This is a genomic window from Bacillus sp. XT-2 (genome assembly GCF_025696525.1).
GTDB classification, from domain to species: domain Bacteria; phylum Bacillota; class Bacilli; order Bacillales; family Bacillaceae; genus Bacillus; species Bacillus halotolerans.
In genome coordinates, this window is sequence record NZ_JAHVOC010000003.1 from 105,051 (window position 1) to 131,388 (window position 26,338).

The 26,338-nt window shown below is 39.7% G+C and carries 28 protein-coding genes and 1 pseudogene; 6 read left to right on the plus strand and 23 right to left on the minus strand.

Annotated elements, in window-relative coordinates:
- Positions 1 to 127 precede the first annotated feature (127 nt).
- On the minus strand, positions 128 to 490 hold the full coding sequence (locus KXD37_RS10540; protein ID WP_213418658.1) for a hypothetical protein: 363 nt from the start codon (positions 488 to 490) through the stop codon (positions 128 to 130).
- A gap of 158 nt (positions 491 to 648) precedes the next feature.
- On the opposite strand from KXD37_RS10540, the gene KXD37_RS10545 reads away from it, so the two are divergent.
- Positions 649 to 732 carry a putative holin-like toxin gene (locus KXD37_RS10545; RefSeq protein ID WP_106033591.1) on the plus strand — a complete coding sequence of 28 codons (84 nt, stop codon included), beginning with the start codon at positions 649 to 651 and terminating at the stop codon, positions 730 to 732.
- Between the two features lie 331 nt (positions 733 to 1,063).
- Here KXD37_RS10545 and KXD37_RS10550 read toward each other — a convergent pair whose 3' ends face one another.
- Genes KXD37_RS10550 through KXD37_RS10560 form a run of 3 tightly spaced genes read right to left on the minus strand, consistent with a single transcriptional unit; the run spans position 1,064 to position 3,988 of the window.
- Positions 1,064 to 1,660, minus strand: a complete 597-nt coding sequence (locus tag KXD37_RS10550) for an SMI1/KNR4 family protein (protein WP_188323762.1) — start codon at positions 1,658 to 1,660, stop codon at positions 1,064 to 1,066.
- A gap of 55 nt (positions 1,661 to 1,715) precedes the next feature.
- The gene (locus KXD37_RS10555) at positions 1,716 to 2,174 is read right to left on the minus strand and encodes an SMI1/KNR4 family protein (protein ID WP_188323761.1); all 459 of its coding nucleotides are present in this window, start codon (positions 2,172 to 2,174) and stop codon (positions 1,716 to 1,718) included.
- A 14-nt stretch (positions 2,175 to 2,188) separates the two neighbouring features.
- The gene (locus tag KXD37_RS10560; RefSeq protein WP_188323760.1) at positions 2,189 to 3,988 is read right to left on the minus strand and encodes a ribonuclease YeeF family protein; all 1,800 of its coding nucleotides are present in this window, start codon (positions 3,986 to 3,988) and stop codon (positions 2,189 to 2,191) included.
- 252 nt (positions 3,989 to 4,240) lie between these two features.
- Between KXD37_RS10560 and KXD37_RS10565 the strand changes: the two genes are divergently transcribed.
- Positions 4,241 to 5,233 carry a hypothetical protein gene (locus KXD37_RS10565; RefSeq protein WP_223203916.1) on the plus strand — a complete coding sequence of 331 codons (993 nt, stop codon included), beginning with the start codon at positions 4,241 to 4,243 and terminating at the stop codon, positions 5,231 to 5,233.
- A gap of 14 nt (positions 5,234 to 5,247) precedes the next feature.
- Here KXD37_RS10565 and KXD37_RS10570 read toward each other — a convergent pair whose 3' ends face one another.
- The gene (locus KXD37_RS10570; RefSeq protein ID WP_188323759.1) at positions 5,248 to 5,799 is read right to left on the minus strand and encodes an SMI1/KNR4 family protein; all 552 of its coding nucleotides are present in this window, start codon (positions 5,797 to 5,799) and stop codon (positions 5,248 to 5,250) included.
- A gap of 86 nt (positions 5,800 to 5,885) precedes the next feature.
- Positions 5,886 to 6,137, minus strand: coding sequence for a hypothetical protein (locus KXD37_RS10575; RefSeq protein WP_188323758.1), 252 nt, complete (start codon positions 6,135 to 6,137; stop codon positions 5,886 to 5,888).
- Positions 6,138 to 6,316: 179 nt separating this feature from the next.
- Here KXD37_RS10575 and KXD37_RS10580 point away from each other — a divergent pair.
- Positions 6,317 to 7,198: pseudogene (locus tag KXD37_RS10580) on the plus strand (thermonuclease family protein).
- Positions 7,199 to 7,240: 42 nt separating this feature from the next.
- Here the strand turns inward: KXD37_RS10580 and KXD37_RS10585 are convergent.
- Both KXD37_RS10585 and KXD37_RS10590 read right to left on the minus strand, forming a co-directional pair.
- Positions 7,241 to 7,714, minus strand: coding sequence for a hypothetical protein (locus tag KXD37_RS10585; protein WP_188323757.1), 474 nt, complete (start codon positions 7,712 to 7,714; stop codon positions 7,241 to 7,243).
- A gap of 129 nt (positions 7,715 to 7,843) precedes the next feature.
- A complete protein-coding gene (locus tag KXD37_RS10590; protein ID WP_071579420.1) occupies positions 7,844 to 8,086 on the minus strand; it encodes a hypothetical protein in 243 nt (80 codons plus the stop codon).
- Between the two features lie 79 nt (positions 8,087 to 8,165).
- Between KXD37_RS10590 and KXD37_RS10595 the strand changes: the two genes are divergently transcribed.
- Both KXD37_RS10595 and KXD37_RS10600 read left to right on the plus strand, forming a co-directional pair.
- Entirely contained in the window at positions 8,166 to 8,441 is a 276-nt protein-coding gene (locus KXD37_RS10595) for a hypothetical protein (protein ID WP_188323756.1), read from the plus strand.
- 543 nt (positions 8,442 to 8,984) lie between these two features.
- On the plus strand, positions 8,985 to 10,133 hold the full coding sequence (locus KXD37_RS10600) for a tyrosine-type recombinase/integrase (RefSeq protein ID WP_188323755.1): 1,149 nt from the start codon (positions 8,985 to 8,987) through the stop codon (positions 10,131 to 10,133).
- Between the two features lie 117 nt (positions 10,134 to 10,250).
- Here KXD37_RS10600 and glnA read toward each other — a convergent pair whose 3' ends face one another.
- The 5 genes from glnA to spoVK all read right to left on the minus strand — a co-directional run bounded on the left by glnA (position 10,251) and on the right by spoVK (position 15,804).
- Positions 10,251 to 11,585, minus strand: a complete 1,335-nt coding sequence (gene glnA, locus KXD37_RS10605) for a type I glutamate--ammonia ligase (protein ID WP_024121509.1) — start codon at positions 11,583 to 11,585, stop codon at positions 10,251 to 10,253.
- Positions 11,586 to 11,642: 57 nt separating this feature from the next.
- Positions 11,643 to 12,050 carry a transcriptional repressor GlnR gene (glnR, locus tag KXD37_RS10610; protein WP_010334345.1) on the minus strand — a complete coding sequence of 136 codons (408 nt, stop codon included), beginning with the start codon at positions 12,048 to 12,050 and terminating at the stop codon, positions 11,643 to 11,645.
- Positions 12,051 to 12,159: 109 nt separating this feature from the next.
- A complete protein-coding gene (locus KXD37_RS10615; RefSeq protein WP_024121508.1) occupies positions 12,160 to 13,425 on the minus strand; it encodes an aminotransferase class I/II-fold pyridoxal phosphate-dependent enzyme in 1,266 nt (421 codons plus the stop codon).
- A 17-nt stretch (positions 13,426 to 13,442) separates the two neighbouring features.
- Positions 13,443 to 14,705: a GTPase HflX gene (gene hflX / locus KXD37_RS10620; RefSeq protein WP_263463518.1), complete on the minus strand. Its 1,263-nt coding sequence runs from the start codon at positions 14,703 to 14,705 to the stop codon at positions 13,443 to 13,445.
- Positions 14,706 to 14,835: 130 nt separating this feature from the next.
- Complete coding sequence (spoVK, locus tag KXD37_RS10625; RefSeq protein WP_049809927.1) at positions 14,836 to 15,804, minus strand: stage V sporulation protein K; 969 nt, start codon at positions 15,802 to 15,804, stop codon at positions 14,836 to 14,838.
- Between the two features lie 1,182 nt (positions 15,805 to 16,986).
- On the opposite strand from spoVK, the gene KXD37_RS10630 reads away from it, so the two are divergent.
- The gene (locus tag KXD37_RS10630; RefSeq protein WP_263463519.1) at positions 16,987 to 17,754 is read left to right on the plus strand and encodes an N-acetylmuramoyl-L-alanine amidase; all 768 of its coding nucleotides are present in this window, start codon (positions 16,987 to 16,989) and stop codon (positions 17,752 to 17,754) included.
- A 65-nt stretch (positions 17,755 to 17,819) separates the two neighbouring features.
- Here KXD37_RS10630 and KXD37_RS10635 read toward each other — a convergent pair whose 3' ends face one another.
- The 10 genes from KXD37_RS10635 to KXD37_RS10680 all read right to left on the minus strand — a co-directional run bounded on the left by KXD37_RS10635 (position 17,820) and on the right by KXD37_RS10680 (position 26,305).
- Positions 17,820 to 18,440, minus strand: a complete 621-nt coding sequence (locus KXD37_RS10635) for a hypothetical protein (protein ID WP_044155790.1) — start codon at positions 18,438 to 18,440, stop codon at positions 17,820 to 17,822.
- A 49-nt stretch (positions 18,441 to 18,489) separates the two neighbouring features.
- Positions 18,490 to 19,479 (minus strand): class 1b ribonucleoside-diphosphate reductase subunit beta, encoded by a 990-nt coding sequence (gene nrdF, locus KXD37_RS10640; RefSeq protein WP_044155791.1) that lies wholly within the window; start codon positions 19,477 to 19,479, stop codon positions 18,490 to 18,492.
- Positions 19,480 to 19,496: 17 nt separating this feature from the next.
- A complete protein-coding gene (gene nrdE / locus KXD37_RS10645; RefSeq protein WP_106020805.1) occupies positions 19,497 to 21,599 on the minus strand; it encodes a class 1b ribonucleoside-diphosphate reductase subunit alpha in 2,103 nt (700 codons plus the stop codon).
- On the minus strand, positions 21,559 to 21,951 hold the full coding sequence (gene nrdI, locus KXD37_RS10650) for a class Ib ribonucleoside-diphosphate reductase assembly flavoprotein NrdI (RefSeq protein WP_188323753.1): 393 nt from the start codon (positions 21,949 to 21,951) through the stop codon (positions 21,559 to 21,561). Before nrdI ends, nrdE begins: the two co-directional genes overlap by 41 nt.
- A 232-nt stretch (positions 21,952 to 22,183) precedes the next feature.
- Positions 22,184 to 22,414, minus strand: coding sequence for a hypothetical protein (locus tag KXD37_RS10655; protein ID WP_024121497.1), 231 nt, complete (start codon positions 22,412 to 22,414; stop codon positions 22,184 to 22,186).
- Between the two features lie 81 nt (positions 22,415 to 22,495).
- Positions 22,496 to 22,768: a YmzC family protein gene (locus tag KXD37_RS10660; RefSeq protein WP_024121496.1), complete on the minus strand. Its 273-nt coding sequence runs from the start codon at positions 22,766 to 22,768 to the stop codon at positions 22,496 to 22,498.
- 111 nt (positions 22,769 to 22,879) lie between these two features.
- Positions 22,880 to 24,454, minus strand: a complete 1,575-nt coding sequence (gene amyS / locus KXD37_RS10665) for an alpha-amylase (RefSeq protein WP_127695160.1) — start codon at positions 24,452 to 24,454, stop codon at positions 22,880 to 22,882.
- 167 nt (positions 24,455 to 24,621) lie between these two features.
- Complete coding sequence (gene hfq / locus KXD37_RS10670) at positions 24,622 to 24,843, minus strand: RNA chaperone Hfq (RefSeq protein WP_003221097.1); 222 nt, start codon at positions 24,841 to 24,843, stop codon at positions 24,622 to 24,624.
- A 39-nt stretch (positions 24,844 to 24,882) separates the two neighbouring features.
- Positions 24,883 to 25,827, minus strand: coding sequence for a tRNA (adenosine(37)-N6)-dimethylallyltransferase MiaA (miaA, locus tag KXD37_RS10675; RefSeq protein WP_254518243.1), 945 nt, complete (start codon positions 25,825 to 25,827; stop codon positions 24,883 to 24,885).
- Positions 25,828 to 25,927: 100 nt separating this feature from the next.
- Complete coding sequence (locus KXD37_RS10680) at positions 25,928 to 26,305, minus strand: YmaF family protein (RefSeq protein WP_240671154.1); 378 nt, start codon at positions 26,303 to 26,305, stop codon at positions 25,928 to 25,930.
- Positions 26,306 to 26,338: the final 33 nt, after the last annotated feature.

Here is a 26,338-nt window from a genome sequence, read left to right on the forward strand (position 1 = left end):
ATCACCCAAATGATTTGATAAGGTTCTGTAAATTTTAATGTTGATAAATACGCAAAAATAAAAGGAAACCATAGTAAATAGGGTTTCCTTCAATCTTGTTTATGTAACGCACCCGATTGTAGAACAATTAAATAAGACGGCTCCCTAAAGATTCGATTGCCAGCTTTAGTGCAGTTAAGCGACTCTCATTTAATGTTTTTTGAGAACTGCCTTCTTTTGCTTTTGCTATTTGTTTTTCAATAGATGGGATGATATCTTGTAGAACTTCTTTAGAAGTCAATATGACTTCTTGCTCATAGCAAAAATCTTCACCATTCCAAGTACCTTTTAAGCTTTCTAAACCAATTTTTACTGCATTTAGCCTCTTTTTAACAAGAGTTGTGTTCGAACCTTTTTCTGTCATGCTTTTATAAGCATTTGAAAGTTTACTAAAAGTTGACTCCAAGGATTTAATGGACAAACCTTGGATTTCTTGGCTAACATTCTTCATATTCAATCCTCACTTTTCGTTTTTCTTTTAAATGTTGTTGTCAATATAATGTGATTTTTAACGACAAGGGGATTTACGTATAGTATAATATTTCCTGTACATTAAGTTTGCTCACTCAAGGGAGTCTTGCTCATCCCCTAATGAAAGGGGGTGATGCTATGTCAACATTCCAGGCATTAATGCTAATGCTTGCATTCGGGTCGTTTTTAATCGCCCTGTTGACGTATATAAATAAAAAATAGACCTCCCTTGAGCCTAAGAACCTGAAGGGGTAGGTCTACCAAGAAACCACATCGAGCAAGCCCTTTGATGGGCAGCTTTTTGTACAGATCCGGGGTGTTGGTAGCACCCTGGTCTTTTTATTTTATGCATTCCTTATTAAACAATGCATTTTTTTATACGCTAAAACGTATAATCTTTATACTAATTATAACCACTTAAAATGGTATTTACAATACTAATGCGCTCTCTGATTAAAACCATTATTTTATTTGGATTGTGGATGCTTACTTCTACAACATCTCATACAATTGCAATACTTTTGCCTAGAAGAGCGTTTTTAAAAAATAAAGACTAGTTGTCCTTCCCAAAGAGCAACTTTCCAAAATCATTGTCCAAAATCTCAATTTCAACATTGCCAACATTATCATCAGTTTCAATTGGTTCATCAACTAAACTTAGGATAAACTCCTCAAACGAGTTGGCAATCAGGAAAAAGTCTTTCTCAGGATGACTTGATTCATGATCCCAAAACAATATCTTGTCATCATCGATATCCATACATATTTCATTCCCACCTGCCGAGCTTGCAATCGGGATAATATTTCTAGGAAAGCGATCAGAATATGTATCGATCGCTTTCTGAAGACTGTTATGATCGTTCGCTAAACCATAAAAACCCTCTAACAATTGCGTTTCATCGTCCTTATCCATCCAAGGGTCTTTCTCTATAGGTTTATAGCAAACGTCATACTCAATCTCATCTGTTGTTTTTTTACTTTCCAGATAACATCCTCCATATTTCTTCAAAAAGTCCTTATAATCTAAAGGTAATTGATTGCTTATGTTCATTTCAAGCTCTTTGAGTTGTTCATTTGTATTAATACTAGGATCTGTGCCAGCATCAATCGTAAACTCTTTCAACTTTTGTTCGATCTTAGTGAAGCTCATTTTAATACTCCTTCATATGCTATGGAAAAACAAGTTATAGACCTTCTTTTTAGTTTTAATCATCCCAATCCTCATCATCGATCCAGTCGTCTTTCGCTTCTTCAAGTTCTTCTATTAAAAACTCAAGAAATGTACTACCAACTTGTTTACCATATCCCTCTTGGTTGTCCCAAAGAATGACAGGGCATTCACCATTTTTCATCTTGTTAGTGTCAAGACAATAAGAAAATTCATCTACATATTCGATCACTACAAGACCATCGGAAAGGTTATAATATTTTTTATATTCATTAGTCTGTTCTACAACTTCAGCACCGTGAGAGTCATATCCGAGTATCATTGTTCCATATGCTCCCCCTGAACCATACTCAGTTAAAAACCACTTATAGCTGTCTGGAAGGGTTACATTGAGACCCTCTTCTATTTCTCTAATCTGCTCCTCAGTGACTCCTCCCGTGAGAATTGAATTTTCTTTATTTTCATCAAAGAAAGTTTTTATTTTCGAATAATCCATTAAACTTTCACCTCTTATTCTTGGTTCTCAAATTGCTGAGCTCTCCATCTCCAATACCTTCTTCTGAAACTTTTATATTGTTTATCAAGTACTGGATCATTTCTAAAACTCTGTCCATTCCCTTTTAATCCATGCAAAACATCACTGTACTTATTATGCCAGCTTTCAGGTATCTCCAGCATAGTACCAGGCTCTTCTTGAATTAAGTGATGTAAATTTATTTGCGTGCCATCTTTGGCAAATGGCGCATTTCCATTTTTCATTAGCTGAAGATTCGTGAGGCCTTTTCGATTTTTTTGATTGATATCAATATCTTTCATTGTATATACTCTTCGACTTACATCCCTAATTTCACCTTTAGCTTTTACTTTTCCGTCTATTTCGTATGCTTCATATTTTTCTTTATTTAACCAAGGAACATTTATTTTCTCTCCAGTAAATGGCTTTCTGCTCTCGTCTAATTTCTTAGCGTTAGTTAAAAGTTCATTTTTAAGGTTTTGGCTATCAACCACATTGTATGGCACGTCCCCTGCCATCGCAAGATTATATTTAGAGTTATACGGAAGCAAATCTGGAATCTTGACGTCCTTAATTTTCTTCCCTGCTTGACTTGCTTTGTTTATGACCTTCCCCGCTGCATCTGCTTTATTAATCGCTCCTGCACCTTTTGTTCCAAAAACAGCTACAGCCACTGAACCAACAGCATACGTCACCCATCTTGATCTAGAATAGGCATCTCCATTCACCATATCTTTTTGATATGACTCTTCAATTGCAGCAGATATAGCATCATATGTTTTTACTGGATGAAGAACTGCATTGCCCAGCGCTGAGAGTGTTTCTCCTGGATCGGTGATGAAATCCCATATGCCGGTTACAGTGTCTTTTCCTACATCATATAAGCCTACTCCAACACCTTTTACGATATCCCAGGTGATTTCTCCGGCTCCCTCTAGCTGCTTCGCTTGTTCAATTTGCACTGCAAGTTGTACTTGAGCTGGCTCGAGATTCTCGTACCCTACTTTCTTAGCAATCTCTAAATATTCATCAGGATCAGACACACCATCATTAAGTTTCTTTTTCAATTCTTTAATTTCTCGTTCTTTTGCTTCTTCTTTCTTCACGCTTAAGTAAGCTTCAGAATGCTTCTCAATTTTGCCTTTTTTCTTATGTATGTCACTTTCTCTATATGCTTTGGCATTATAGTGAATCGGAGTGGCGTTTTTCCCTTTCCCTGTAGATTCTTGCAGCTTTTTAAAATCTTGCTGAATGAATTGTTCGTTTGGCTCAGTCTCTGCGTACTCTGTTTTTAAATCCTCATCAAGCTTGTTTAGCTTATCGATTGTTTTTTCACGTTTGTCATCTGAAGAAGAAAGTTTGTCTTTGAAGTCTTCTGTTGAGAATATTTCAAGAGGAAGAATATCATTGATGTCGTTTAAAATGTCTTTCATTGCTTTCTTTTGTTCAGACATAATGGATTTTGATTTTGTGTATGCATTTACAAGTTCATGTTCTAGAAAGGATTCTTCTATGTAAGCATCAGACATCTTAGCATTTTCAAGTTTTGCAGAAACGCTGCTTAAGAAAGCAACCTTCATGTCAATTAAATCAATCCATTGGTCTGTTACGCCGACATGATCATGATAAAACGCTTTGATATTGTTAGCGCCCTTGCCGGAAAACTCACTGTCATCTAGGTCAGCTACGTCTTTAAACGCTTTTTTGAGCTTCACCATTTGCGACCTTAGTTCCTTATACTCTTTGGTTCTTTTATCCGCTTCAGAGAGTAGTGAATCAGCTTCAAAAACCTTCATATCATTCTCCTTTCATGCTTACTCCATATAAATTTTACCACAAATCCCCATGTTAGCACCTAACACACAACCAATTAACCTAGGAATTTAGAACTTTAAATGTTTCTTAACTCTCTAAAAATCAATTGTGATTTTTTAGGTCATTTGATATGATCCTGTCTGAAGGTGGGATAATATGTAATTATTTTCAACAATTTAACACTCATTAATTATTCATTTGTAATGTAACGCAGAAAAAGGAGATGATTGTTTATGAAAAAGTTTTTAAAATGCTTTGGATTAACCGCTCTAACTGTTGTTTTACTCCTTTCCGGGCTCTTCACACATGAAAAGAAAGTAGCTGCAAGTGAATCATCTAACAAAACAAGTATCCAAGGAATCGACCTTACACAACGTATTTCTTCAGTTAACGGGAAAAAACAAAAAACTGAAGATTCAAAACAATCTATTTCAGACGCTTCTAATAAGCTAACTCAAATAGCAAAAAAAGAAGGACTTGAAGTTGAAAACTCATACCAAACTTATATTGCATATGGTAAAAAAGATGGCAAAATTTCAACTGGACAAGTCACTTCTGATAGTCAGCGTATAAGAATACAGAAAAGTTCAAAAAGTGTTGTCTACCTAAGCCATACTTTTTTAGGTAGGAAAGTGAACAAAGTTATTCATGGAGTAGAGATTTCAAAAGTCGTTGGGGTTCGCCCTGCTACACTTGAAGTTCAACAAGCGCTATGTAAAAGTGGCTACTATAACAAGCAATTCACGTGTCCACATGTTATTAGAAAAACCTTTGTTGGAGGACAGATTAAGAAAGGGGCAGAAGTACATCAGCTTCTTAACGTTAACTATACTTCTTTTTGGAAATATTCAGGTAGCGCCATTGCAACATGGGCAGGAAAACCTCCTACACTTCGAACTCTAACATGGACTGAAGGTTTGTACTTAACCAATAAAAAAGGTACTTTCTTTCCTGTTTATACAGATAAACAATCAGGCTTAGACTTGCTTGCACCTGCGAACGTGTACTTTAAGAAAGTTAAGAAAAAAGTTGACTGGGGAAATAAAGAAAGAAAAGCATATCGAGCATGGTATGAGAAAAAGTACGGGAAAAAAACTTGGTCAAAGTTTGAAATACACCATCAATTGCCTAGAGAATATGGTGGCGGAAACTCAACTAGCAACTTAGTTCCTTTAGATAGCGCCTTTCATAGAAGTGAAGTTAATCCTTGGTGGAGAGCGTATTAATATAAAAGAGACTCCTAATCATAGGGAGTCTCTTCTAAATCCATATTTTCATAATACAGCTTAACATCTTTGTTTATTTCCCAGTATTTAAATCCATTAGAGCTTACCAACCGGTCTAACCAAATTTCAAAATTTGGAGCAACCTCAATAGCTTCATCGAAATGATCAATCGCATCCAAATAAAACATAAAGTCAAGACCCTTTTCATACCGTTTAGTATCAATTACATAACGGCCATCAAAATGATACCCAATTAAAAAACAATTTTCAGGAAGATCTTCTGTTTCATTGTATTCCAAAACATCTTCAATGCTAAGTATTTCAACCCCATCAAAAAACTTCATTCCATTATGTAGAGCTAGGAATTCTTCATAATCCTTGGGTAGTCTTACATTGAAATGTGATTTTAATTTTCTAATTTCTTCTTCTGTTGCGGGTTCATTAAATTCAAATGCAGCATCTTCTAATACGAAGCCACCTGGTTGAATCATTGGAAAAGTGCCGTACTTAGAAATAGCTTCTTTAATACCTGCAAGTGTGAAATTAATAAGTTTGCCTTCTTCCATATCCTATCCCCCTAACAAAGATTATCTAAATTTTACCATGTCGTGCAGACACATGGGAAGCCTTACTATAGGAAACCAACGAGATATTAGGAAACAATTTTACTCATAATTGAAGCAGCATTAGTAGTGAACAAAATATAAGTATTATTTGCTGTTCTAATCACTACCCTATCCGTAGAGCCATAAGGAAACCCTATCCTTACTGCACTTTTCTCCTCTCCCCCATAATTAGGATCAAGATACACATTGTTGATTTCTTTGATCGGAATTTCAACTTTGGAAAGTTGCCAATTAATAATTAAGTTTTCATTTGATTTTTCAACTTTAATCCCTAGCATAAACACATTCCCCTTTTGACTTGAATTCAGTTAAATTTTAACATGATCTGATCAATCTTAGACTGAAATAAAAACATGTTAAGGAAAAATCAAATTCACAATAATTGGATACAGGATTATAATTATTGATGATCTACCGATATAGATAGAGAACAAACATTGTAAAAGGGGAAATGAAATTGAAGAAAGTATTAATAGGCTTTACTGTCTTCACTTTAAGCTTATCATTGGCAGCCTGTGGCTCAAATGATGCTGAAAAAAGCAGTATAGAATCTAAAGAAACACAACAAGTCTCTAAGGATGCTGAACAAAAGGAAGCTACTAAAGAAAAAACAGCTGACAAATCCGATTCCAAAGACAAAAAGAAATTAGTGGATGTTACATTAGATAGAGCTGTTGATGGAGATACGATTAAGGTTAAATACAAAGGGAACGTTGATACAGTTCGTTACTTACTCGTAGACACTCCTGAGTCTAAAAAGCCAGACTCTTGTGTTTAGCCATATGGCGAGGATGCATCTAAACGAAACAAAGAATTGGTTAGCGACGGCAAACTGCAAATGGAATTTGATAAAGGTGACCACCGAGATAAATATGGAAGATTGTTAGCTTACGTTTATGTCGATGGCAAATCTGTTCAAGGAACACTGTTAAAAGAAGGATTAGCCAGAGTAGCATATGTATATGAACCAAACACGAAATACATAGACCAATTCAGGAAAGATGAGCAAGAGGCAAAGTCAGAGAAACTTTCAATCTGGAGCAAGAATGGTTTTGTGACTGACCGAGGATTTAATGGCTGTGTGAAAGAGAAAAACACTGCAGTTAAAAAAGCAACAACATCTAAACCGGCAACTAAACAGCCTACTACTTCAAAGGCATCAAGTGAAACTTCGACTACAACTGAAAACGAAGCATCTTCAGCGTCAACTGGAGAAACAGAAACGTTTAAAAATTGTACAGAGTTAAGAAAGAAATTTCCGAATGGAGTTCCTAGTTCCCACCCTGCATACCAATCTAAAATGGACAGGGATCATGACAACTATGCTTGTGAACGTTAATTGAAAGCCCTTTGTGGCTTTCTTTTTTATTTCTAGGATTTGTTAATCATTGAGTAAAAATATTAGAACCTCTTCAATTTCTTTTTCTAAGTCATTATTATTTAAATCAAATAATGTTCCACAACCGCTTCCTATAAAGCCACCGTAGTAATACCACAAATCCATGGTGATGCAGTCTAGATCTTCATCATAGGCTTTTGCAGGTTGATAAAAATTAATTGTTATTTGTGAACGGTATTCTTTTTCCAAGCATCTCTCAGCCGTTAAATCATTTATTACATCTCCATCTATGTCTCTACAAACTTTGATGCTAAGATTTGGTTTACCCTGAGCTTTAAAAACATCTATATACTTATTTTGCAGCTTTTCGGATACTACTTCCCCCAGGCCCTCCAGCTCAAATATCATTTGTTTAAATTCTAGATTTATATCCTTTTCCGTAATCTGTAAATAACCTTCATCGAGTGAACTTTGATTTTTCTGTTTCTTAAGTAACTGTCTTAAAACTTTCCACACAGTGTTGTCCTCCTTTGGCTCATGTTTCGCATCTCCTGCTGTTAGAACACAAGTTTCCCACAATAATAAAAATGGCTGCTGTTTACCTTCCTTTTTTATTGCGGAAGTATGAACGGCAGCCTTATTGATTTAGAATACCCAAAAAATAATCACAAGCCAGGAGATAATCAAAGTTAAAATGAACCATTTTTCCTGCAAAGAAATTAAAGCGTAGCAAATATAAGAGATAGTTAACATCACAATAGAAGTGATCTTAACATACCATCCAATAGATTCATTGGAGAATGCATAAACAAATAAAGAGATAAGAACAAGAACCATAAATATGTTCCCTACAGTCTTTAATATACTCTTTTTGTCATCAAAGTTCATAATTTCAACCTCCAAAATATGTATATTATACAGCATCCAGATAGTCATAAGCATTAAAAACTTGAAAGGATGATTGTTAGTGAAAAAAACAGTTCTAACTACCCTATCTCTCGGACTCCTATTCTCAACAGTGGCTCCACTAACTAGCCATGCAGAATCCATCTCAGAACCTACACCAAGTTATATCACTCAGGTTAATTCAACACCACTTCAAGAATTAGTTAAAACATCATCAGTTCCAGTCATCCAAGAGAATGAAGAAATTTCAATTCAAGCTGTACCACCATCAACAAAATGGAAGGTTGTAGATCATTTTAGAGGGAACTCTAAGAACATAGACCTGCAGCTGAATTAGGAGCAAGAATTGCTGCAGGATTACCTGGTCTTAAATACTCCTGGGCTGGTATATTCGCTCAAGCTGTGTTTGGAACATTTTATCACAAAAAACCAACTCGTTATTACTCAACAACCCAATACTTAGCCTACGACAAAAAGTATAGATACACAATCGTTGATATGTACGTCTACAAAGACAGTAAATATAGCAAACAAATAGGTTATGATTATAAAGTTTTCAGAACTCCTAGATAATGTGTTAGATATAAAGCCCTTTTAAAGGGCTTTTTAGCTTTTTTAAACAAAAGGCCAGAGAGTATGTGAGGGAACTCTCTGGCCTATAGTGGCTGATATACCAACTATGATACATATACAGGATACTTTAAATTTAGGATGTATTCAAGCAGCTTTTAGGTTTAAATAAAATGGGAATTTTATTTAGAGTAAAGAGGAGAAATTCACTTCAATATATGCTAGAGACTTACTTATCTGAATTTTTTGATTGTCCCTCAAAAAACTAAGTGCTAAAATGGGATATGTTACAAACGAAAGGTGGAATAATATGGCTAGTTTCAGAAAAAGAGGAACTACATGGCAATACAGAATAAAACATAAAGACCCTTTAACTCAAGAGCCAATCGAAGTCTCCAAAAGTGGATTTAAAACAAAAAAAGAGGCACAGATAGCTGCAAGACAAGAAGAGCAAAGATTGATAGGTGATTTAGAAATTAACGGAGGAGAAACCCTTTTAAAGCATTATCTTAAAGATTGGCTCGCTCAATACAAACAAGGTAATGTTAGGAAAAACACTTACATTCTTCATGAACGAAATGTTAATACAAAAATTCTCCCCTATTTTAAGGAGATTAAACTAAAAGATATTAAACCCTTACGTTATCAAAAATTTATTAATTATTTAGCAGACCAGGGATACAGCAAAAGAACAATTGAAATCATTCACGGGACAATGTTCAACGCTTTAGCTACGGCAGTAAAGCCTCTTAAAAAAATTGAAGAAAACCCATGTGAAGGGGTAACAATTCCAAGGGCTAAATCTAAGAAAAAAGAAAAGTTAGAATACATTAAGTCAGATGATATTTCCCTCTTCCTTAAATTTGCAAGACAAGATAATTATTTGTACTATATCTTCTTTAAAACTTTACTTGAAACAGGAATGCGTAAGGGAGAAGCAGCTGCTTTACAAAGAAAGGATATTGATCTAAAAAATAACTTCATCAACATTAACAAATCATTAGACTTTCAAGTTAAAGAGGGAGAAGAAATATTTGGAGAAACAAAAACATATGAATCCGAAAGAAGAATTAAAATTAGCAATTCATTAGCAAAAGAGTTAACAACACACATGAACTATTTAAATGATAATAGAATAGTTTTTAATGAGATTTACGAACATGAATTAGATCTTGTTTTTTGTAGACAGGATGGAAAACCTTTACCAAAGTCTACCCTCTTCAATGCACTCAATCGCATTCTGAAGAAAGCTGGATTAGAAAAAATGCCAATTCATGGTTTAAGACATACTCATGCTGTCCTTCTTCTAGAATCAGGTGCAAGTATGAAGTTTGTTCAAGAAAGACTCGGACATAAAAATATAACCATCACATCGGACGTATACTCTCATATATCTGAGAAGCTTGAAAATACATCAGTGGATGGTTATGAAGAATACATGAATTCACTTTTGTCCTAAATTTTTTTAATTTTTTTGGTGGTCAAAAAGTGGTCAAACTAGTTGTTTCTAGTTATCCCACTTGACTTGACCACCTAGTTATTAATCTAAAACCCTATCAAATCAAGGTTTATCAGATTAATACTGAGACATATACTGTTCGCGCTCCCAAGGATGTACTTGCGTGCGGAACATATCCCACTCGATTTCTTTTGCTTCGATGAAGTGCTCGAATAGGTGCTCGCCTAGAGCTTTGACCATCACTTCGTTTGATTTGAATTCGTCTAATGCTTCAGCAAGTGTTGCAGGAAGGTCGACGATTCCGTTTTCCATGCGCTCTTCTTTGCTCATCACGTAGATGTTGCGGTCGATTGGAGCTGGCGCTTCTAGTTTGTTTTTGATTCCGTCTAAACCTGCAGCAAGCAAGACGCTAAGTGCTAGATACGGATTCGCAGCCGGATCTACGCTGCGTACTTCAACACGTGTGCTGATACCGCGGGAAGCCGGGATACGGATAAGCGGGCTTCTGTTTTGCGCGCTCCATGCAACGTAGCAAGGTGCTTCATAGCCAGGAACCAGACGTTTGTAAGAGTTCACTGTCGGGTTTGTTACTGCTGTAAAGCTTGTTGCATGCTTCACGATACCTGCAATGAAGTGTTTCGCTGTTTCACTTAACTGAAGATCTGCGTTTGCATCATAGAATGAGTTAACGCCATCTTTGAAGAGTGATAGATTGCAGTGCATACCTGAACCGTTCACACCGAACAACGGTTTTGGCATAAATGTCGCATGCAGACCGTGTTTGCGGGCAATTGTTTTAACAACTAGTTTAAACGTTTGGATGTCGTCACAAGAACGGACTGCACCAGCATATTTAAAGTCGATTTCGTGCTGGCCAGGCGCTACTTCGTGGTGAGATGCTTCGATTTCAAAGCCCATCTCTTCAAGCTCAAGAACGATATCGCGGCGGCAGTTTTCTCCCAAGTCAGTTGGCGCTAAGTCGAAATATCCGCCTTTGTCGTTTAATTCAAGCGTCGGTTCGCCTTTTTCGTCTAATTTGAATAAGAAGAATTCAGGCTCAGGTCCTAGATTGAAATCACTGAAGCCCAGGTCTTCCATTTCTTTCAGAATCCGTTTTAAGTTGTTTCGCGGGTCACCTTCGAAAGGTGTGCCATCCGGATTGTAAATATCACAGATGAAACGTGCTACTTTACCTTTTTCAGCTGTCCATGGGAAGATAACAAATGTATTTAGATCAGGATACAGGTACATATCTGATTCTTCGATGCGAACGAAACCTTCAATAGAAGATCCGTCAAACATGACCTTATTATCAAGTGCTTTTGGAAGCTGGCTTACAGGAATCTCAACGTTCTTGATTGTTCCAAGAATGTCGGTAAATTGCAGGCGGATGTACTTGACGTTTTCCTCATTTACTAATTTTACGATATCTTCTCTTGTATACTTTGCCATTTCGTAAAACTCCTCCTCTAAAAGGTAAATGTATATAGCAAAACAGTTGCTAACGGATTAATGAAAGAAGCGGGACATGTCGCCTTGACGGAATGTATTTCCTCTTTGAAAACGGCCGGCTTGCATAAGCTCGTTTTTCAGGAGCTGTCTCAGTTCGTCATCAGACAGATCATGTTTCATTGGTTTCTTCGTCTTCTCATTTTGTTTCTGTTCCGGCTCAGCCGAAGCTTTCGCCAGAATTTGTTTAATTCCTGCCATGTTTACACCTTGTTCAATCAGGTGTTTAATTTCTAACAGTTTATCTACATCGTGAAATGAGAATAATCGTCTATTTCCTTCGCTTCTAGCTGGAAATATCAGTCCATTTTCCTCATAATACCGAATTTGTCTTGCTGATAATTCGGTCAATTGCATGACAATTCCTATTGGAAATAAAGGCATTGAGCGGCGAATGTTATCACTCATCTCAATTTCCTCCTTTTCTTAACTTAGTTTCATTATAGGTGATGTTATATTTTGTGTCAATAACATGTAAGGATTCTTAACATGAAATTCAGTGAAAATTTTAAACTATTCAAATTAATTTCTTATCCATTAAAGAATCCACTGCACTGCATATGGCATTTTTCACATGCGCATAGGTTAATCCTCCCTGGACATACGCTACATATGGCGGGCGGATAGGGCCATCAGCTGATAATTCAATGCTTGCTCCTTGTATAAATGTGCCCGCTGCCATAATCACATCATCTTCGTATCCCGGCATGTAGGCTGGATAAGGCGTCACGTGGGCATTGATCGGCGATGCATATTGAATGGCCTGGCAAAAGGCAATCATCTTTTCTCTGTCGGAAAACTCAACGGATTGTATCAAATCTGTTCTTTTCGCATCCCATTTCGGGTTTGAAGTGAAGCCCAGTTTTTCAAGGAATCTCGCTGTAAACACCGCTCCCTTTAAGCTTTGTGACACAACGTGAGGCGCCAAAAAGAAGCCTTGATACATTTCCTGGAGCGAGTAAAGAGACGCTCCGGCTTCCCGGCCGATGCCCGGTGAAGTCATTCGGTATGAACAAGCCTCGATCCATTCAGATTTTCCAACGAGGTACCCGCCTGTTTTGGCAAGACCGCCTCCCGGATTTTTAATAAGAGATCCCGCCATGAGATCGGCGCCTACATGGCAAGGTTCCAGCTCTTCTACAAATTCTCCGTAACAGTTGTCCACAAATACGATAAGATTTTCATTGATTTCTTTTACAAAGCGGATCATTTCTTTGATTTCACTAATTAAGAAAGAAGGACGATTGGCATATCCTTTTGAGCGCTGAATGCCGATCACCTTTGTCTTCGGATTGATAGCTGCAGCGACAGCATCGTAATCTATTTTTCCGTCTTCAGTCAGTTCAACCGCATTGTAGCCGATTTGAAAATCCTTTAGCGATCCAGAATTTTCTCCGCCTCTGACGCCGACAATTTCTTCTAACGTATCATACGGCTTGCCTGTGATATAAAGCAGCTCGTCCCCCGGTCTGAGGACACCGAATAAAGCAATGGAAATCGCATGTGTGCCTGATATAATTTGAGGCCTGACAAGCCCGGCTTCGCCCCCAAACACATCTGCATAAATGCTTTCAAGTGTATCTCTTCCGATGTCATCATAGCCGTATCCTGTAGACGGCGTAAAATGAGTGTCGCTCACCTTGTGTTTTCTATAGCTTTGAAGCACTCTCCATTCATTGCGTTCACTGATTTCTTCTATTTGTTTATGAACGCCGGCAATTTCCGTTTCCACTTCCATTGCTGTTTTTTTTAATAAATCTCCGTGTGTTAAAGTTTCGAACATGTCCTTGTATTCCCTTCTTACATATACTTCTTCAATTCACCGATGATACTTTGCTCTTCTTGTACATATCCTGATATGTCGTACTGTTCGTTTTCTTCATTAAAATGAAAACGGTCAACCATCGTTTCGGATTTGATTCTCGAGAGAAGCTTGCCCTCACTTGCCGGTACCTGCGCTTCAAAAGGCGTTAACAGTTTTTGGCGCAAATAACGCTGGATGGCTTCCTTAAACTTTTCAGTATCCTCCTCAAATCTTGCACTGACCATGATATGATTCTTTCCAACGGACGGGATAAAGTCAGGCAGCTTTTGATCGCGTTTGTTATAAGCCGTCAGCACCGGGATATCATCTACTTCAAGCTCTTCCAGCAAGCGAAGCACCGTTTTTTCGTGCCCTGTGTACTCCTCATTTGAGGAATCAATCAGATGCAGAATCACATCCGCTTCTTTTACTTCTTCAAGCGTTGAGCGGAATGCAGCGATCAGTGTCGTCGGAAGATCTTGAATAAATCCGACCGTATCTGACAGGAGCACGCTGTAGCCGCTTGGCAGCACCATTTTTCTGGTCATAGGGTCCAGCGTGGCAAACAGAAGGTCTTCTTCATAGCTGTCAGCGCTTGTCAGGCGGTTAAACCACGTTGATTTCCCCGCGTTCGTATACCCGACAAGAGCGATTTGCAGCACACCGTTTTTCTTTCTTCTTTCACGGTAGCGGCTTCTATGGCGAATGACAGCGGACAACTGCGTGTTAATTTCATGAATGCGATTTCTAATATGGCGGCGATCGGTCTCCAGTTTTGTTTCCCCCGGTCCTCTCGCGCCGATCCCTCCGCCTTGCCGGGAAAGGTTGATCCCCTGTCCAGTCAGACGCGGGAGAGCATACTGGAGCTGAGCCAGCTCGATTTGAAGCTTTCCTTCTCTTGTTCTTGCTCTTTTCGCAAAAATATCTAATATCAATTGCGTGCGGTCGATGATTTTTACTTCAATCGCAGTTGCCAAGGACTTTAGCTGGCTTGGTGACAGTTCATCATTAAAAATAAGAAGATCGACTTCAAGCTCTTCAACGAGCGTCTTCAGCTCTTCAACCTTCCCTTTTCCTATATATGTAGCTGCGTCAGACCGGTTTCGTTTTTGCGTGACGCTGGTCAATACCGTTCCATCTGCTGTTTTTGTCAGTGATGCAAGCTCTTCCATGGAATTTTCAAAATGCTCATCTGTGATATGCGGCAGCTGACATCCGACTAAAATGGCCTTTTCCTGTCTTGTTTCTTGTTCTTTCAAATGGATGTTCCTTTCTATTGCATATTGGGCAGTAGTATTATCATACCAAACCCTGCATGTGTATACCACAAATCGATTGCTGTGAAAACAAGAAATACATTAGAAAAAAAGACCTCTCACAGGAAGAGGTCTATATCGAGCCAGCGGTATCTTCTTTAATTGAAAGATCTTGGCTTTTAATGGTCATCAAATCGCTTTTTAAGTATTGGTCGCCCATTAGAAGTCTCATGGCTTGCGCTCTGATCGATTTTTCTATGACATTTCTGACAAAACGGCCATTGCTGAATTTAATGGGACTTGTTGTGCTTTTGACTGTCATTAAGTAATCCTTTAATTTCCATTCAGCTTCCTGACTGAGCTGGTATTCCCGCTCTGCGATCATCCGTTTCGCAATTTCCATAAGCTGATTGACGGAATAATCCGGGAAATCGATGGAGATGGGAAATCTGGATTGGAGACCGGGATTCAATGATAAAAAATGCTCCATTTCCCGTGAATATCCGGCAAGAATTAAAATGAATTCATGCTGTTTGTCTTCCATATGCTTGACAAGCGTGTCGATCGCTTCTTTCCCGAAGTCCTTTTCGCCGCCCCTTGCAAGGGAATAGGCTTCGTCTATAAACAAAATGCCGCCTAATGACTTTTTGATTAAATCCCTCGTCTTTTGGGCGGTGTGGCCAATGTATTCCCCGACCAAGTCAGCACGTTCCGCTTCGATCAGGTGGCCTTTTGACAGTACGTTCATTTCAAAGAACAGCCGGCCGATAAGCCGTGCAACTGTCGTTTTCCCAGTTCCCGGATTCCCTTTAAACATCATATGCAGCGCTTGCTTTCCCACCTTCAAGCCCTGTTCCGCACGTTTTTGATTGACAAAAATCCAAGCGTATATTTCCTTAATGTTTCGTTTCATTTCCTCCATTCCAACCAGTGTGTTCATCTCTTTTTCTATTTCCTTCAAAATGCCGTGCTTAGCTTCGTTTTTTTGCAAAGCCGCTTGATATTCCGCCTCTGCCTCAGCGTTTGTCAGCACCTGCTTTTGTCCGTTAAGAATAATGTTGATCTGTCCGTTGTTTTTATAAGTCACAGCGCGCTCCAACATTTTCACCTCTCAGTTCTCTCTATATGATATTCAAGCGTATGCCTTATGTGACAAACGCCTATCATGTGTCGAAACAAATGCTTTTTTTCGGGAACAATGGGGAATCCTGCGCTTTCCCGAGAAATACTTTATTTCTTATTGTATTCACGAACACAGGGTGGACAAACCAAGAGATTTTATTTTCAGCAAATTTGTTAGAACAATTAGCTATGAAAGTGATATTTCTTCGATGTATAAACCTCAGTTAGGATATTTTCAATGCGCAGATATGCTTGTAATGAGCTGAGGAATTTATGAATTATCAGATATACTTCCCTTTCACTTCAGTAGGTTGACATGAAAGTAAACCCCAGTCTGCATGAACGGCGTCTACTTCAACAGCTAAGCTTCTCTTACTGTTCGTCAATTGTGACAGCTTTTCTTTTGGTCCGTCGAATGATTTCTCCCTCCTCAATCAGGATGATCCGTTTACATAAACGTTCAACGTCATCAATTTGATGGGAGGTGAGAAGAATCGTCGTTTTATGCTCAGTATTTACATGATGAAGAAATTGCTGTATTCTTCTTTTCGCAACGATATCTAAACCGATTGTCGGATCATCGAGAAAGAGGATTTTTTGGGTGATGTATAAAAACCAGCAACTTTTTGGAAGAAATCCGGGTAAAACATCCGGGAAATCAACTTTCCTGAGAGACTAAGCCTAGGATGATGTCAAATCCCCATACTTCTTCAAATACAAATGCCAATAATCCGATGAAGAACTGGAGAGCAAAATAATGGCACCGAGGAAAAGAGTGAGTATAAACGTTAACCCATGCAACCAAGAGTGAGTGATATTAATAGGAAACAAAAAGAATGTCTGAACGTTATTTCCATTGAGTACGTTCTGACTGACCTCCCAAACCACAGTCCGTAAAAAGACCGAAGCAGCATGGAGACCGTTGAGTGTGTCGGCATCATTTTCCCCTCCGCTTTCTGCTAAATTCGATTGAATAACCACCTTTTTTAAACCGATTAGAAGACAAACTTTTAGCAACCTTCCTGTCGCTTCCTGTTGAATTGTGCGCTTTCCCGAGAAATAATTTTTCGGTAACAGGGGTTATTTCCTCATTTTTCTGCCGGATGATAATCGTACAAGCAGAAGCCGTCTTTTTTCATATCCTGTAATGAGGTGATGGAGAATGGTTAAAATTTTTATTGATCCAGGTCATGGCGGGTCCGATCCAGGCGCAACAGGCAATGGTCTCCAAGAAAAAACGTTAACCTTGCAAATCGCTTTAGCTTTACGCACTATATTGACGAATGAGTATGAGGGTGTTACTGTGCTGCTGAGCCGGACAAGCGACCAATATGTCAGCTTAAGCGACCGGACAAATGCTGCAAATAACTGGGGAGCCGATTTCTTTTTATCCATTCACATTAATTCCGGGGGCGGAACAGGTTTCGAAAGCTACATTTATCCGGGAGTCGGAGCACCGACAACGACTTACCAATCGGAGATTCACTCTGAAGTCATACAAGCTGTCGACTTTTCCGATCGCGGTAAAAAAACAGCAAACTTCCACGTATTAAGGGAATCCTCAATGCCTGCCCTGCTTACGGAAAACGGTTTTATTGATACGGTTACAGATGCGAACAAGCTTAAGACGAGCAGTTTTATTCAAAGCTTGGCAAGAGGACATGCAAACGGGTTAGAGCAATCCTTCAGCCTTCAGAAAACATCCGACTCAGGGGTATATAAGGTTCAAATCGGGGCTTTTAAGGTTAAAGCAAATGCGGACAATCTTGCAAGCAGCGCAGAGTCTAAGGGCTTTGACGCCATTGTGCTCTTAAAGGACGGATTATATAAGGTTCAGATCGGCGCTTTTTCTTCCAAAGATAATGCCGATGCCCTTGCTGCCAGAGCTGAGAATGCCGGCTTTGACGCTATGGTCTTCCTAGAATCTTAATACTGCTGCGGACGAGCATGCCTGATAAAAAAACCCGGTTCCTCTTCATGAGAAACCGGGTTTTTTTATTCAAGAATGTCAACCACGAATTGCGACCATGTTTCCAGACGGTTATAAATGTCTGTTTGTTTTAGTTCAGAAATTTTCATCCATTTACCCGCAATTTGCTCTTTCTCTTTGACTTCCACATGTGAGCCTGGCTTTAATTGAAGCGCAGATAGAATACCGATATGCACTTTGCCGACACTGTTGTCATCATCATTTATCAAACCTAATGTGACAATGGCCTGCTTATCCTCTTCTTCGATTTGCAGTTCTTCATCAAGCTCCCGGTCTGTGTTCAGCTTTAAGACCTCGGCAAAGGAAGCGGCTCCTTCAATATGATTCATATGGCCGCCGAAGCCAAGAGAAAGCTTATTGTGAAGACGTGATTCTCCGCCGCCAGCCAGCCGCTCATAAAGGAAAACTTCATCCTCGCGTTTAATGACGACATAAGGAATCGGCTGCTTATAATGAGGATCTTCTTCTGCGTCTCCCCTTCTCATTTCAGAATAGGTCGCCTCAATTTGAGCCATAATTTCTGCTACTCGGGCATCTTCACTGTTTACGCCTTGAAAAGTCAATTTTTCTTTTTTAAATACTTCATCGCGCGGAGCGACCAAAATGATTTCGTCCATTTTTCCCATGATTACTGCATTCCTCCTATTTCCACCTTCAAGCCGAAAAGAGCAGATATTATATCTGCTCTTTTTCATCATCAAAGAAAAAGTCATCGTCTTTAATCGGCTCAACGGTCGCTTTTTTGTACCCGTTCCCCTTCATGGAGAAGAAGTCATGTGATTTTGTCTTTGTATTTAATCCGTTTAAAACGATCGGATTAATGTCTTCCTCTTCAAAGTACGGATCAAATCCAAGGTTCATCAGCGCTTTATTCGCATTATAGCGGATGAACTTCTTGACATCGTGCGAGAGTCCGACTTGATCGTATAAGTCCTCGGTATACTCAAGCTCATTCTCATAAAGCTCATTCAAAAGGTCAATGGCAAATTCGCGAAGCTCTGCTTTTGTCTCTTCTGTCTGCTTATTGTAGATTTCTTGAGCGAGAAGTCCGACATAAACACCGTGAATCGCTTCATCACGAAGGATCAGGTTGATAATTTCACCGCTTTGCATCAGTTTTCCTTGTCCGTAGAAATATAACGGATAATAGAAACCGCTATAGAATAGGAAGCTTTCTAAATACACAGATGCAACCATTGCTTTGAACAGTGAAATCTCGTCATCTTTTTTAATCGCTTTGTAGAGTCCGACGATGATTTGCGCTTTTTTCTGCAAAAATTTGTTTTGTTTGACCCATTCGAATACTTCATTAATCGTTTCAGTCGGTGCCAGTGTCATGAAAATATTAGAGTACGATTTTGCGTGAACGGCGTTCTCCATCATCGCCATAAAATTCAGCACGGCTTTCCGCTGGTGGCCGTCTACGTGCTCAGCCACGATCGGCATTCCTGTATTCCCCTGCTCTGTATCAAGAAGAGTCAATCCGGCCAGTACCTTCATATACGTGTCTTGCTCGTTTTTCCCGAGGTACTTCCAAGTGAGGAGATCGCCGTTTAAAGCAATCTCTTCCGGAAGCCAGAACTGTTTCACATTTTGGTTATAGAACATTTGGGTAAAGTCGTCTTCATGCTTTGACCAGTTTGCTGCGTCATAAATTTTCGTCACTATAAACTCTCCTTTAATCAAACAACACAAGAAAGGCAGCTGTCTTGCCCAGTATCTTTCGTTCTTGCATAGTAAATGGTTTTAATTCCTCTGTGATGTGCATACAAATCAATCCGGTTTAAATCACGAGTCGTCATTGTATCTTTTAGGAACAATGTAAAGCTGATTCCCTGATCAACGTGCTGCTGGATTGTCGCGATCATATCTACGACTTTGAACATATCCATATCATAGGCTTCTTTGTAGAAGAACCAGTTATTAGATGCAAGCCCAGGCATTGGGTAGTACGTTTTTGAGTTGCCGTATGTTCTTTCTTCAATCCGTTCCATAATCGGCATGACAGATGCCGTGCTTGACTGAACGTATGAAATCGAGCCTGTCGGCGCAATGCATAATCTGTAGCTGTGATACATGCCGTGTTCAGCCACAAATGCTTTTAATTGTTTCCAGTCCTCTGTCGTCGGGATATGCATACCTTCAAACAGATTTGCGATTTTTTCGTATTTCGGCGAGAAATCAGTTGAAACGTATTTATCGAAGTATTCACCAGTTGCATAGGTTGATCCTTCATATTGATCAAACGTCTCGCCCTTCTCTTTTGCGATCTCTGCAGAACGCTGGATAGAGTAGAAGTTCACCATCATAAAGAATGTGTTCGCAAAGTCGCGCGCTTCTGGACTTTCATACGCGATGCCGTTTTGCGCAAGGTATCCGTGAAGGTTCATAGCGCCGAGACCGATTGATTTCATCGCTTTGTTTGCCCGTCTTACAGCAGGTGCATTACGGATATCAGTCGTTTCAGATACGTGAGTTAAGGAATCAGTCGCAAGCTTAACAGTCTTTTCAATCGATTTGTGCTCCATCACGTTGAGAATGTTAAGCGATCCCAGGTTGCAGGAAATATCCAAACCGATTTCATCTTCTACATCGTAGTCAGTGTAAGAAGAAACCTGAGATGCCTGCAGCACTTCAGAGCAAAGATTAGAAAATTTCACCTTTGAAATATGGTTATTCGCATGTACTTTGTTGACATTATCCTGGAACATGATGTATGGATAGCCTGATTCAGAACGAAGCACCGCCAGTTTTTCGAGCAATTTCCGCGGGTTGATTTTCTCTTTTTTCACCCTAGGGTTGTCGACAAACTTATCGTACATTTCATTCATGTCCATTTCGTCCATGTGCTGTCCGTACTCTTTATAGATGGTATGCGGATAGAATACATAAGCCGCTTTGTCCTCACGCGCAAGCTCAACGAACTTGTCCGGAATGACTACACCGATAGAAAGTGTTTTGACGCGCACATCCTCGTCGGCAGAAATCTTTTTCGTATCGAGAAAATCATTGATATCGCGGTGGAAAATGTTTAAATACGCCGCACCAGATCCTTGTCTTTGTCCCATTTGGTCAGCATAACGGAACGCGTTATCAAGAAGCTTCATGACGCCTACAACACCTTTTGTGGCATTTTCAACATCTTTGATGGCTTCACCTTTCGCGCGAAGCTTGGACAGGTTAAGAGAAACCCCGCCGCCCAGTTTAGAAAGCTGCATGGAGATATCGATCGCTCTTGAAATATCATTTAATGAATCATTGACTTCGAGCAAGAAGCAGCTCACCAGTTCTCCGCGGCGTTTTCTGCCAGCGTTCAAGAATGTCGGTGTGCTCGGCTGATATTCCTGATTGATCATCAGGTTGACATATTCTTTTGCTTTCTCAGTGTCGCCGTTTGCGAAGAACAGCGCAACAATTGAGATCCGGTCCTCATAACGCTCGAGGATTTTTTTCTTGTCATTCGTTTTCAAAGCATAGTCATTATAGAATTTAAATGCACTCATGAAGGAAGGAAAACGAAACTTCTTAGCGTAAGCTGTCTTAAACACTTCTTTAATGTCTTCAAAAGAATAAAGGCTTAAAAATTCTTCTTCATAGTATTGATTTTCAATCAAATAATCCAGCTTCTCTTTTAAATCGTGAAAGAATACTGTGTTTTGATTGATATAATCTACAAAATAGCTATGTACAGCCTCTTTATCCTTATCAAACTGGAATTTTCCATCTTTTTGGATCATGATTTCGTTATTTAACTGGATCCATTTTGGCACTTGATTTTGTGACAACTCTTTCTACCTCCTGAGTAAACAATTCAACGTCTTTAGATGTGCCGCTGAGTTCAAATTTGTGCAAAATCGGCACCTGATATTGTCTTGAAATGGTATCGGCGCTTTTCGCAAAGTTATCGCCCCATACTTTATTGCCGCTCGCAGCGACCCCTAATAAGAGATGGGCGTATTTTTCGAGAAATGATTGTGTTGATGCCGGTACCTGGCCGAAGTTTGTCGTGTAGGTGACCAAAACAAACGGAGTGTCCAGGTTTTCAATTTCGTCCACCTTGCGTATTTGCTGAAAGTCTATTTTATTCACAAAGCGCTGAACATTCCCTGTTTTTGAATCAAATATGATTTGTACCACGTTTTATCACGACCTATCAAAAAATATGAATCTCTCAACCACTAACACTATATATAGTATACTACCCTCTGGTAAAAACACAATATATAGATTCGTTTTAATAAAAAATTCATATTTTCTCTCTGGCACCCTCATCAGGGCCCAAAAAAGAGAGCAGAACGAGAATCATCTCTCATCCTACTCGAAGTGTCGTTTTTAAGCCGATGTATATCATAACATGAAAAAAAACTGCTTAGTAGTCTAGATTTTTTTTTCTTATACTGTCACAGCATTTTTCGCTTTCGACTGTTTCTTCTATTTCTGCATCAGCGCCGATTTCTTCTAAAACTGCCTTCAACGCGCTTATAATTGAGGCTTCTCTGATTAATTCTTTTCCATTAACAATAATACTCGTTCCATATTCATAGCAGGAATCGTCTTCACAGATTTCTTCCCAGTGATTGACAATAATCTTATGCTTCATCATTTCACCCTCTGTATGTTCTGTGTCAGTATTCAGTTTAGCGATCTGCGTCTGCTTTGTAAAATTCCATGCTTGTGAATTTTATTCAAGCTCATCAGACGGAAACGCTTTTTTAAGCTTTACCTTGTTATCAGCCTCATTATACTCATAAATTTCTATATTGCCGTCATTTACGATTCCAAAATGATTATTTTCGAGCGGAAATGAACTTGGCTGGGGCGTTTCATAAGAATCTCCGCTATCTGTTTCAATCACTGTTTCATCTCTCCCGCACGCACCAAACAATAAGAACACAGCAATCCAGACAAGTGCAATTCTGATTCGTCTCAACTCCGCTTCAGATTCAGAAAACATTCGTTCACTCCTCTCACGTTCAAATTTTTTACATTATATACACTTTCCCCCTTCTTATGTTCTCATTATAAAAAAGACCACGCAAGATAAAAAACAAGAGAGGCTGCTGTGTTAGCCTTTTAGCCCCTCCCTTTCTTGCTTCTGTACATAAATGGATACTGAACCTCCGTTTACATGAAACTCTCCCCATCCATCAGAATGAATTGTAACAGGATCGGAGCGGTTCCCAGTAATGTCATACCATGCCTCGCCGGCATTTTGCTTTCCGACGTACATCCTCTTTGACCCGCCAGGACCGTCTGTGATTAATGCAGCCAATCCTGATTGGGCGGCCGATTGATCACCTTCCCTCGTCCAGCCAATCACATCCTCATGGTCAAAATAATCATGCTGGGTCCCGTATGCATAATGTTTACGCGCTTTTAAAATGGGTTCTATTTTATTTTTGAGCGACGGAATTTCCCTTGACGATGAACCCTTTGTTCCATACATATCTCCATAGAAAACCTGCGGGTAACCAGCCTCTCTTGTTAAAATGAAGGCATAAGCGAGGGGCTTAAACCATGTTTGTACAGTCGACTCCAATGATTGCCCCGGCTGTGTATCATGATTTTCCACAAATGTTACCGCTTGCATCGGATGCTTCGATACGACAGTGCCATCCAGCAAATGTCTCATATCATAGCCGCCCCCCTGTGAGGATGCAGCCTGCAAATGATAGTGAAGCGGGACATCAAAAACAGATTGCTTAAAATCAGTTTTATTCAAATAGTTTTCGAGCTCGTTCAGGTTATTTTGCCAATACTCTGCAACTGTAAACATTTCCTTTCCTGTTGATTGTCTGACTGCCTTTACCCAATCACTCAGAAAAGAAAATTTAATATGTTTAACAGCGTCGAGCCGAAAACCGTCGAGTTGAAGCTCGTTTGCATACCAGGTACCCCATCTTTTCGTTTCTGCGACAACATCCGGATGATCATAGTCAACGTCTGCATACATCAAATAATCGTAGTTGCCGTTTTCCCTTGATACTTCCCAATCCCATGCCTTTCCATCCCCTCGAAACTTATAGATGCGGTTCAGCTTTCGGGATTCGTCCCAATCCGCTCCGTCGAAATGGTACCAATGCCACTTAAAATCGCTGTACGTGCTTCCGCGGCCCGGGTAATGAAAGCCTGTCCATGCTTTTATTTGATACTCTCCTGATGTTTCCTGATTTCTATCGTTTGGATTCACTTCGACCGCGGTTACATCTTCCGTTGCATCCGCGCCTGCCTTATGATTCAAAACAACATCACCGTATACTTGAATGTTTTGCGAATGCAGGGAGCTGATCGCTGACTGAAGCTCCGGTTTTGTGCCGTATTTTGTGCGCATCGTCCCTTTTTGCTGAAATTCTCCTAAATCGTACAAATCATATGGGCCATATCCATTGTCAGATTGACTCGTTCCTTTGTATGCAGGCGGAATCCATACAGCAGTGATTCCAATTTCAGATAAATGCCCCGCATCTTCTTGCAAGCGTTTCCAATGTTGTCCGTCATTAGGCAGGTACCATTCAAAGTACTGCATCAGCGTGCCATTTACGCTTGCAGCCCAAGTTTTAGATACCGGCAGCGTGACAAACAGCAATGTTAAGAAAAACACCAGACCGCATGATATGGCACGTTTTCGTTTGTGAATCATTCTCCTCTCCCCTTTCCAGCATGATCACAAATCATTGTACAACAATAGGGGTTTTACACAAATAACCAATTTCCTATATTTTTTGTAATCTCTATAGGAATTTCTGCGACACAAAAAACCTCGGACTGAAAGCCCGAGGTTCTTCTATTTCGTTTTATCTTTATGGTCTATTCTAATTCAAGCTGGACGTTTTTTTGCGGTGCAAAAGTCGAGATCGCATGTTTATATATAAGCTGCTGCTTACCTTCCGATTCTAGCAATACGGTAAAGTTATCAAAGCCTTTCACCTGGCCGCGCAATTGAAAGCCGTTCAGTAAAAAAACAGTGACATACGTATTTTCTTTGCGGATTTGATTCAAAAACTGATCCTGAATATTAATCGGTTTCATGTTTCGTCCTCCTTGATTCTCTATATCATACAGTTTCGATTAAAGTTGCAGTTTTCCTGCTATATATGTGAAAATTTCCTTTTTTTTCAGCTCCATATCAACAGGCGGGGTCATATCGAACCAGTCAACCGGCATTTTGTTGCGAAACCACGTCAGCTGGCGTTTCGCATACCGTCTGGAGTTTTGTTTTAATTGCTCGACAGCCTCAGAAAGTGTCACAAATCCGTCAAAATATGCGTACAGCTCCTTGTAGCCGATCGCCTGTATCGATTGACAGTCTCTCAATTTTCGGTCGTAGAGCTGTTTCACTTCCGGAAGAAGTCCGGCTTCCATCATCAGATCGACTCGCTGATTAATCCTGTCGTAAAGCGTGTCTCTGTCCATTGTAAGCCCGATTAATACAGCATTGTACAGCAGCTCCCGCTTTTGCTCTTTTAAATGCTGGGACATCGTTTTACCAGATGTATGTAAAATCTCCAGCGCGCGAATCACTCTTCTTGTATTATTCGGATGAATCGCTTTTGCTGCTTCCGGATCAGCCACAGCCAGCTTAGCATGAAGGAATTCAGCCCCCTCCTGCGACGCAGCCTTCTGCATTTCTTCCCGAAACGCCGGATCGTTCGCCTCTTCCGTAAAGGTATAATCGTAAAGGACGGATTGAATGTAAAGCCCCGTACCGCCTACAATCATCGGAAGCTTTCCTTTTTTTGCGATCTCGCTGATTTTATTTCTGACCAAGCCTTGATAATCCGCGGTGGAAAAAGAATCTGCCGGGTCTAGAATGTCAATCAGATGATGCGGCACACCTTCTGTCTCCTGTTCAGAGATTTTAGCTGTCCCGATGTCCATTCCTTTATAAACCTGCATGGAATCTCCGCTTATAATTTCCGCGTTCAAAGCCTTAGCAAGCTGAATGCTTAAATTGGTTTTCCCCACTGCCGTTGGTCCGACTAATATGACAACGGGCTGTTTGTTATTTTTCACTATGTATCACTCTCTTTTACAAATCTCCCCCCATTATAGCACTCATCATATATAACCACCTATCCATTTTGCCCTTTTTTTGCAGCAGTAAACATTTCTTCTACCAGCCAAGAGGCTCATTTCCGACAATTTCCCGTGTCTTGCCTTTCAAATGATGGCGATGCGTTTTTCTGCTGTTATTTCGGGGATCGTACACTACGCCTCCGTAACGGATCTGAATCGGCTCGTTATAAGCGAGATAAGTGTTTTCTTCAATTTTGTGATAATGTGTGCCGTCAGCCCTGGGAATGGCAGGGCCCGAGATCCCGTAATAGCGGTGGAAATGACCATTTTCAAACGAAGTAATCCCAGTGAAGTAGTGTGTATGGCGATCCGTATTCGTTCCGTTTGCCGGCTGAGTAAAACCTTCAATGATATGATAATGCCCCTGTTCACTGGTTGTTTTAGCACGATAAGCATGTACGTGAGGCGGCGCCATGGCCCAGTCAGACTGATACAGGCCCAATCAATT

Excerpts from the sequence above, each read along its gene's own strand:
- KXD37_RS10565 (WP_223203916.1), top strand. The coding sequence starts at position 4,241 with ATGAAAAAGTTTTTAAAATGCTTTGGATTAACCGCTCTAACTGTTGTT.
- KXD37_RS10555 (WP_188323761.1), bottom strand. The coding sequence starts at position 2,174 with ATGGATTATTCGAAAATAAAAACTTTCTTTGATGAAAATAAAGAAAAT.
- spoVK (WP_049809927.1), bottom strand. The coding sequence starts at position 15,804 with ATGTTGGAGCGCGCTGTGACTTATAAAAACAACGGACAGATCAACATT.
- KXD37_RS10680 (WP_240671154.1), bottom strand. The coding sequence starts at position 26,305 with ATGGCGCCGCCTCACGTACATGCTTATCGTGCTAAAACAACCAGTGAA.
- KXD37_RS10560 (WP_188323760.1), bottom strand. The coding sequence starts at position 3,988 with ATGAAGGTTTTTGAAGCTGATTCACTACTCTCTGAAGCGGATAAAAGA.
- KXD37_RS10600 (WP_188323755.1), top strand. The coding sequence starts at position 8,985 with ATGGCTAGTTTCAGAAAAAGAGGAACTACATGGCAATACAGAATAAAA.
- KXD37_RS10660 (WP_024121496.1), bottom strand. The coding sequence starts at position 22,768 with ATGTTTTCTGAATCTGAAGCGGAGTTGAGACGAATCAGAATTGCACTT.
- KXD37_RS10615 (WP_024121508.1), bottom strand. The coding sequence starts at position 13,425 with ATGTTCGAAACTTTAACACACGGAGATTTATTAAAAAAAACAGCAATG.
- glnA (WP_024121509.1), bottom strand. The coding sequence starts at position 11,585 with ATGGCAAAGTATACAAGAGAAGATATCGTAAAATTAGTAAATGAGGAA.
- KXD37_RS10590 (WP_071579420.1), bottom strand. The coding sequence starts at position 8,086 with ATGAACTTTGATGACAAAAAGAGTATATTAAAGACTGTAGGGAACATA.
- hfq (WP_003221097.1), bottom strand. The coding sequence starts at position 24,843 with ATGAAACCGATTAATATTCAGGATCAGTTTTTGAATCAAATCCGCAAA.
- KXD37_RS10635 (WP_044155790.1), bottom strand. The coding sequence starts at position 18,440 with ATGGGAAAAATGGACGAAATCATTTTGGTCGCTCCGCGCGATGAAGTA.
- KXD37_RS10540 (WP_213418658.1), bottom strand. The coding sequence starts at position 490 with ATGAAGAATGTTAGCCAAGAAATCCAAGGTTTGTCCATTAAATCCTTG.
- KXD37_RS10570 (WP_188323759.1), bottom strand. The coding sequence starts at position 5,799 with ATGGAAGAAGGCAAACTTATTAATTTCACACTTGCAGGTATTAAAGAA.
- KXD37_RS10655 (WP_024121497.1), bottom strand. The coding sequence starts at position 22,414 with ATGAAGCATAAGATTATTGTCAATCACTGGGAAGAAATCTGTGAAGAC.
- KXD37_RS10575 (WP_188323758.1), bottom strand. The coding sequence starts at position 6,137 with ATGCTAGGGATTAAAGTTGAAAAATCAAATGAAAACTTAATTATTAAT.
- glnR (WP_010334345.1), bottom strand. The coding sequence starts at position 12,050 with ATGAGTGATAACATTCGCCGCTCAATGCCTTTATTTCCAATAGGAATT.
- amyS (WP_127695160.1), bottom strand. The coding sequence starts at position 24,454 with ATGATTCACAAACGAAAACGTGCCATATCATGCGGTCTGGTGTTTTTC.
- KXD37_RS10545 (WP_106033591.1), top strand. The coding sequence starts at position 649 with ATGTCAACATTCCAGGCATTAATGCTAATGCTTGCATTCGGGTCGTTT.
- KXD37_RS10550 (WP_188323762.1), bottom strand. The coding sequence starts at position 1,660 with ATGAGCTTCACTAAGATCGAACAAAAGTTGAAAGAGTTTACGATTGAT.
- KXD37_RS10630 (WP_263463519.1), top strand. The coding sequence starts at position 16,987 with ATGGTTAAAATTTTTATTGATCCAGGTCATGGCGGGTCCGATCCAGGC.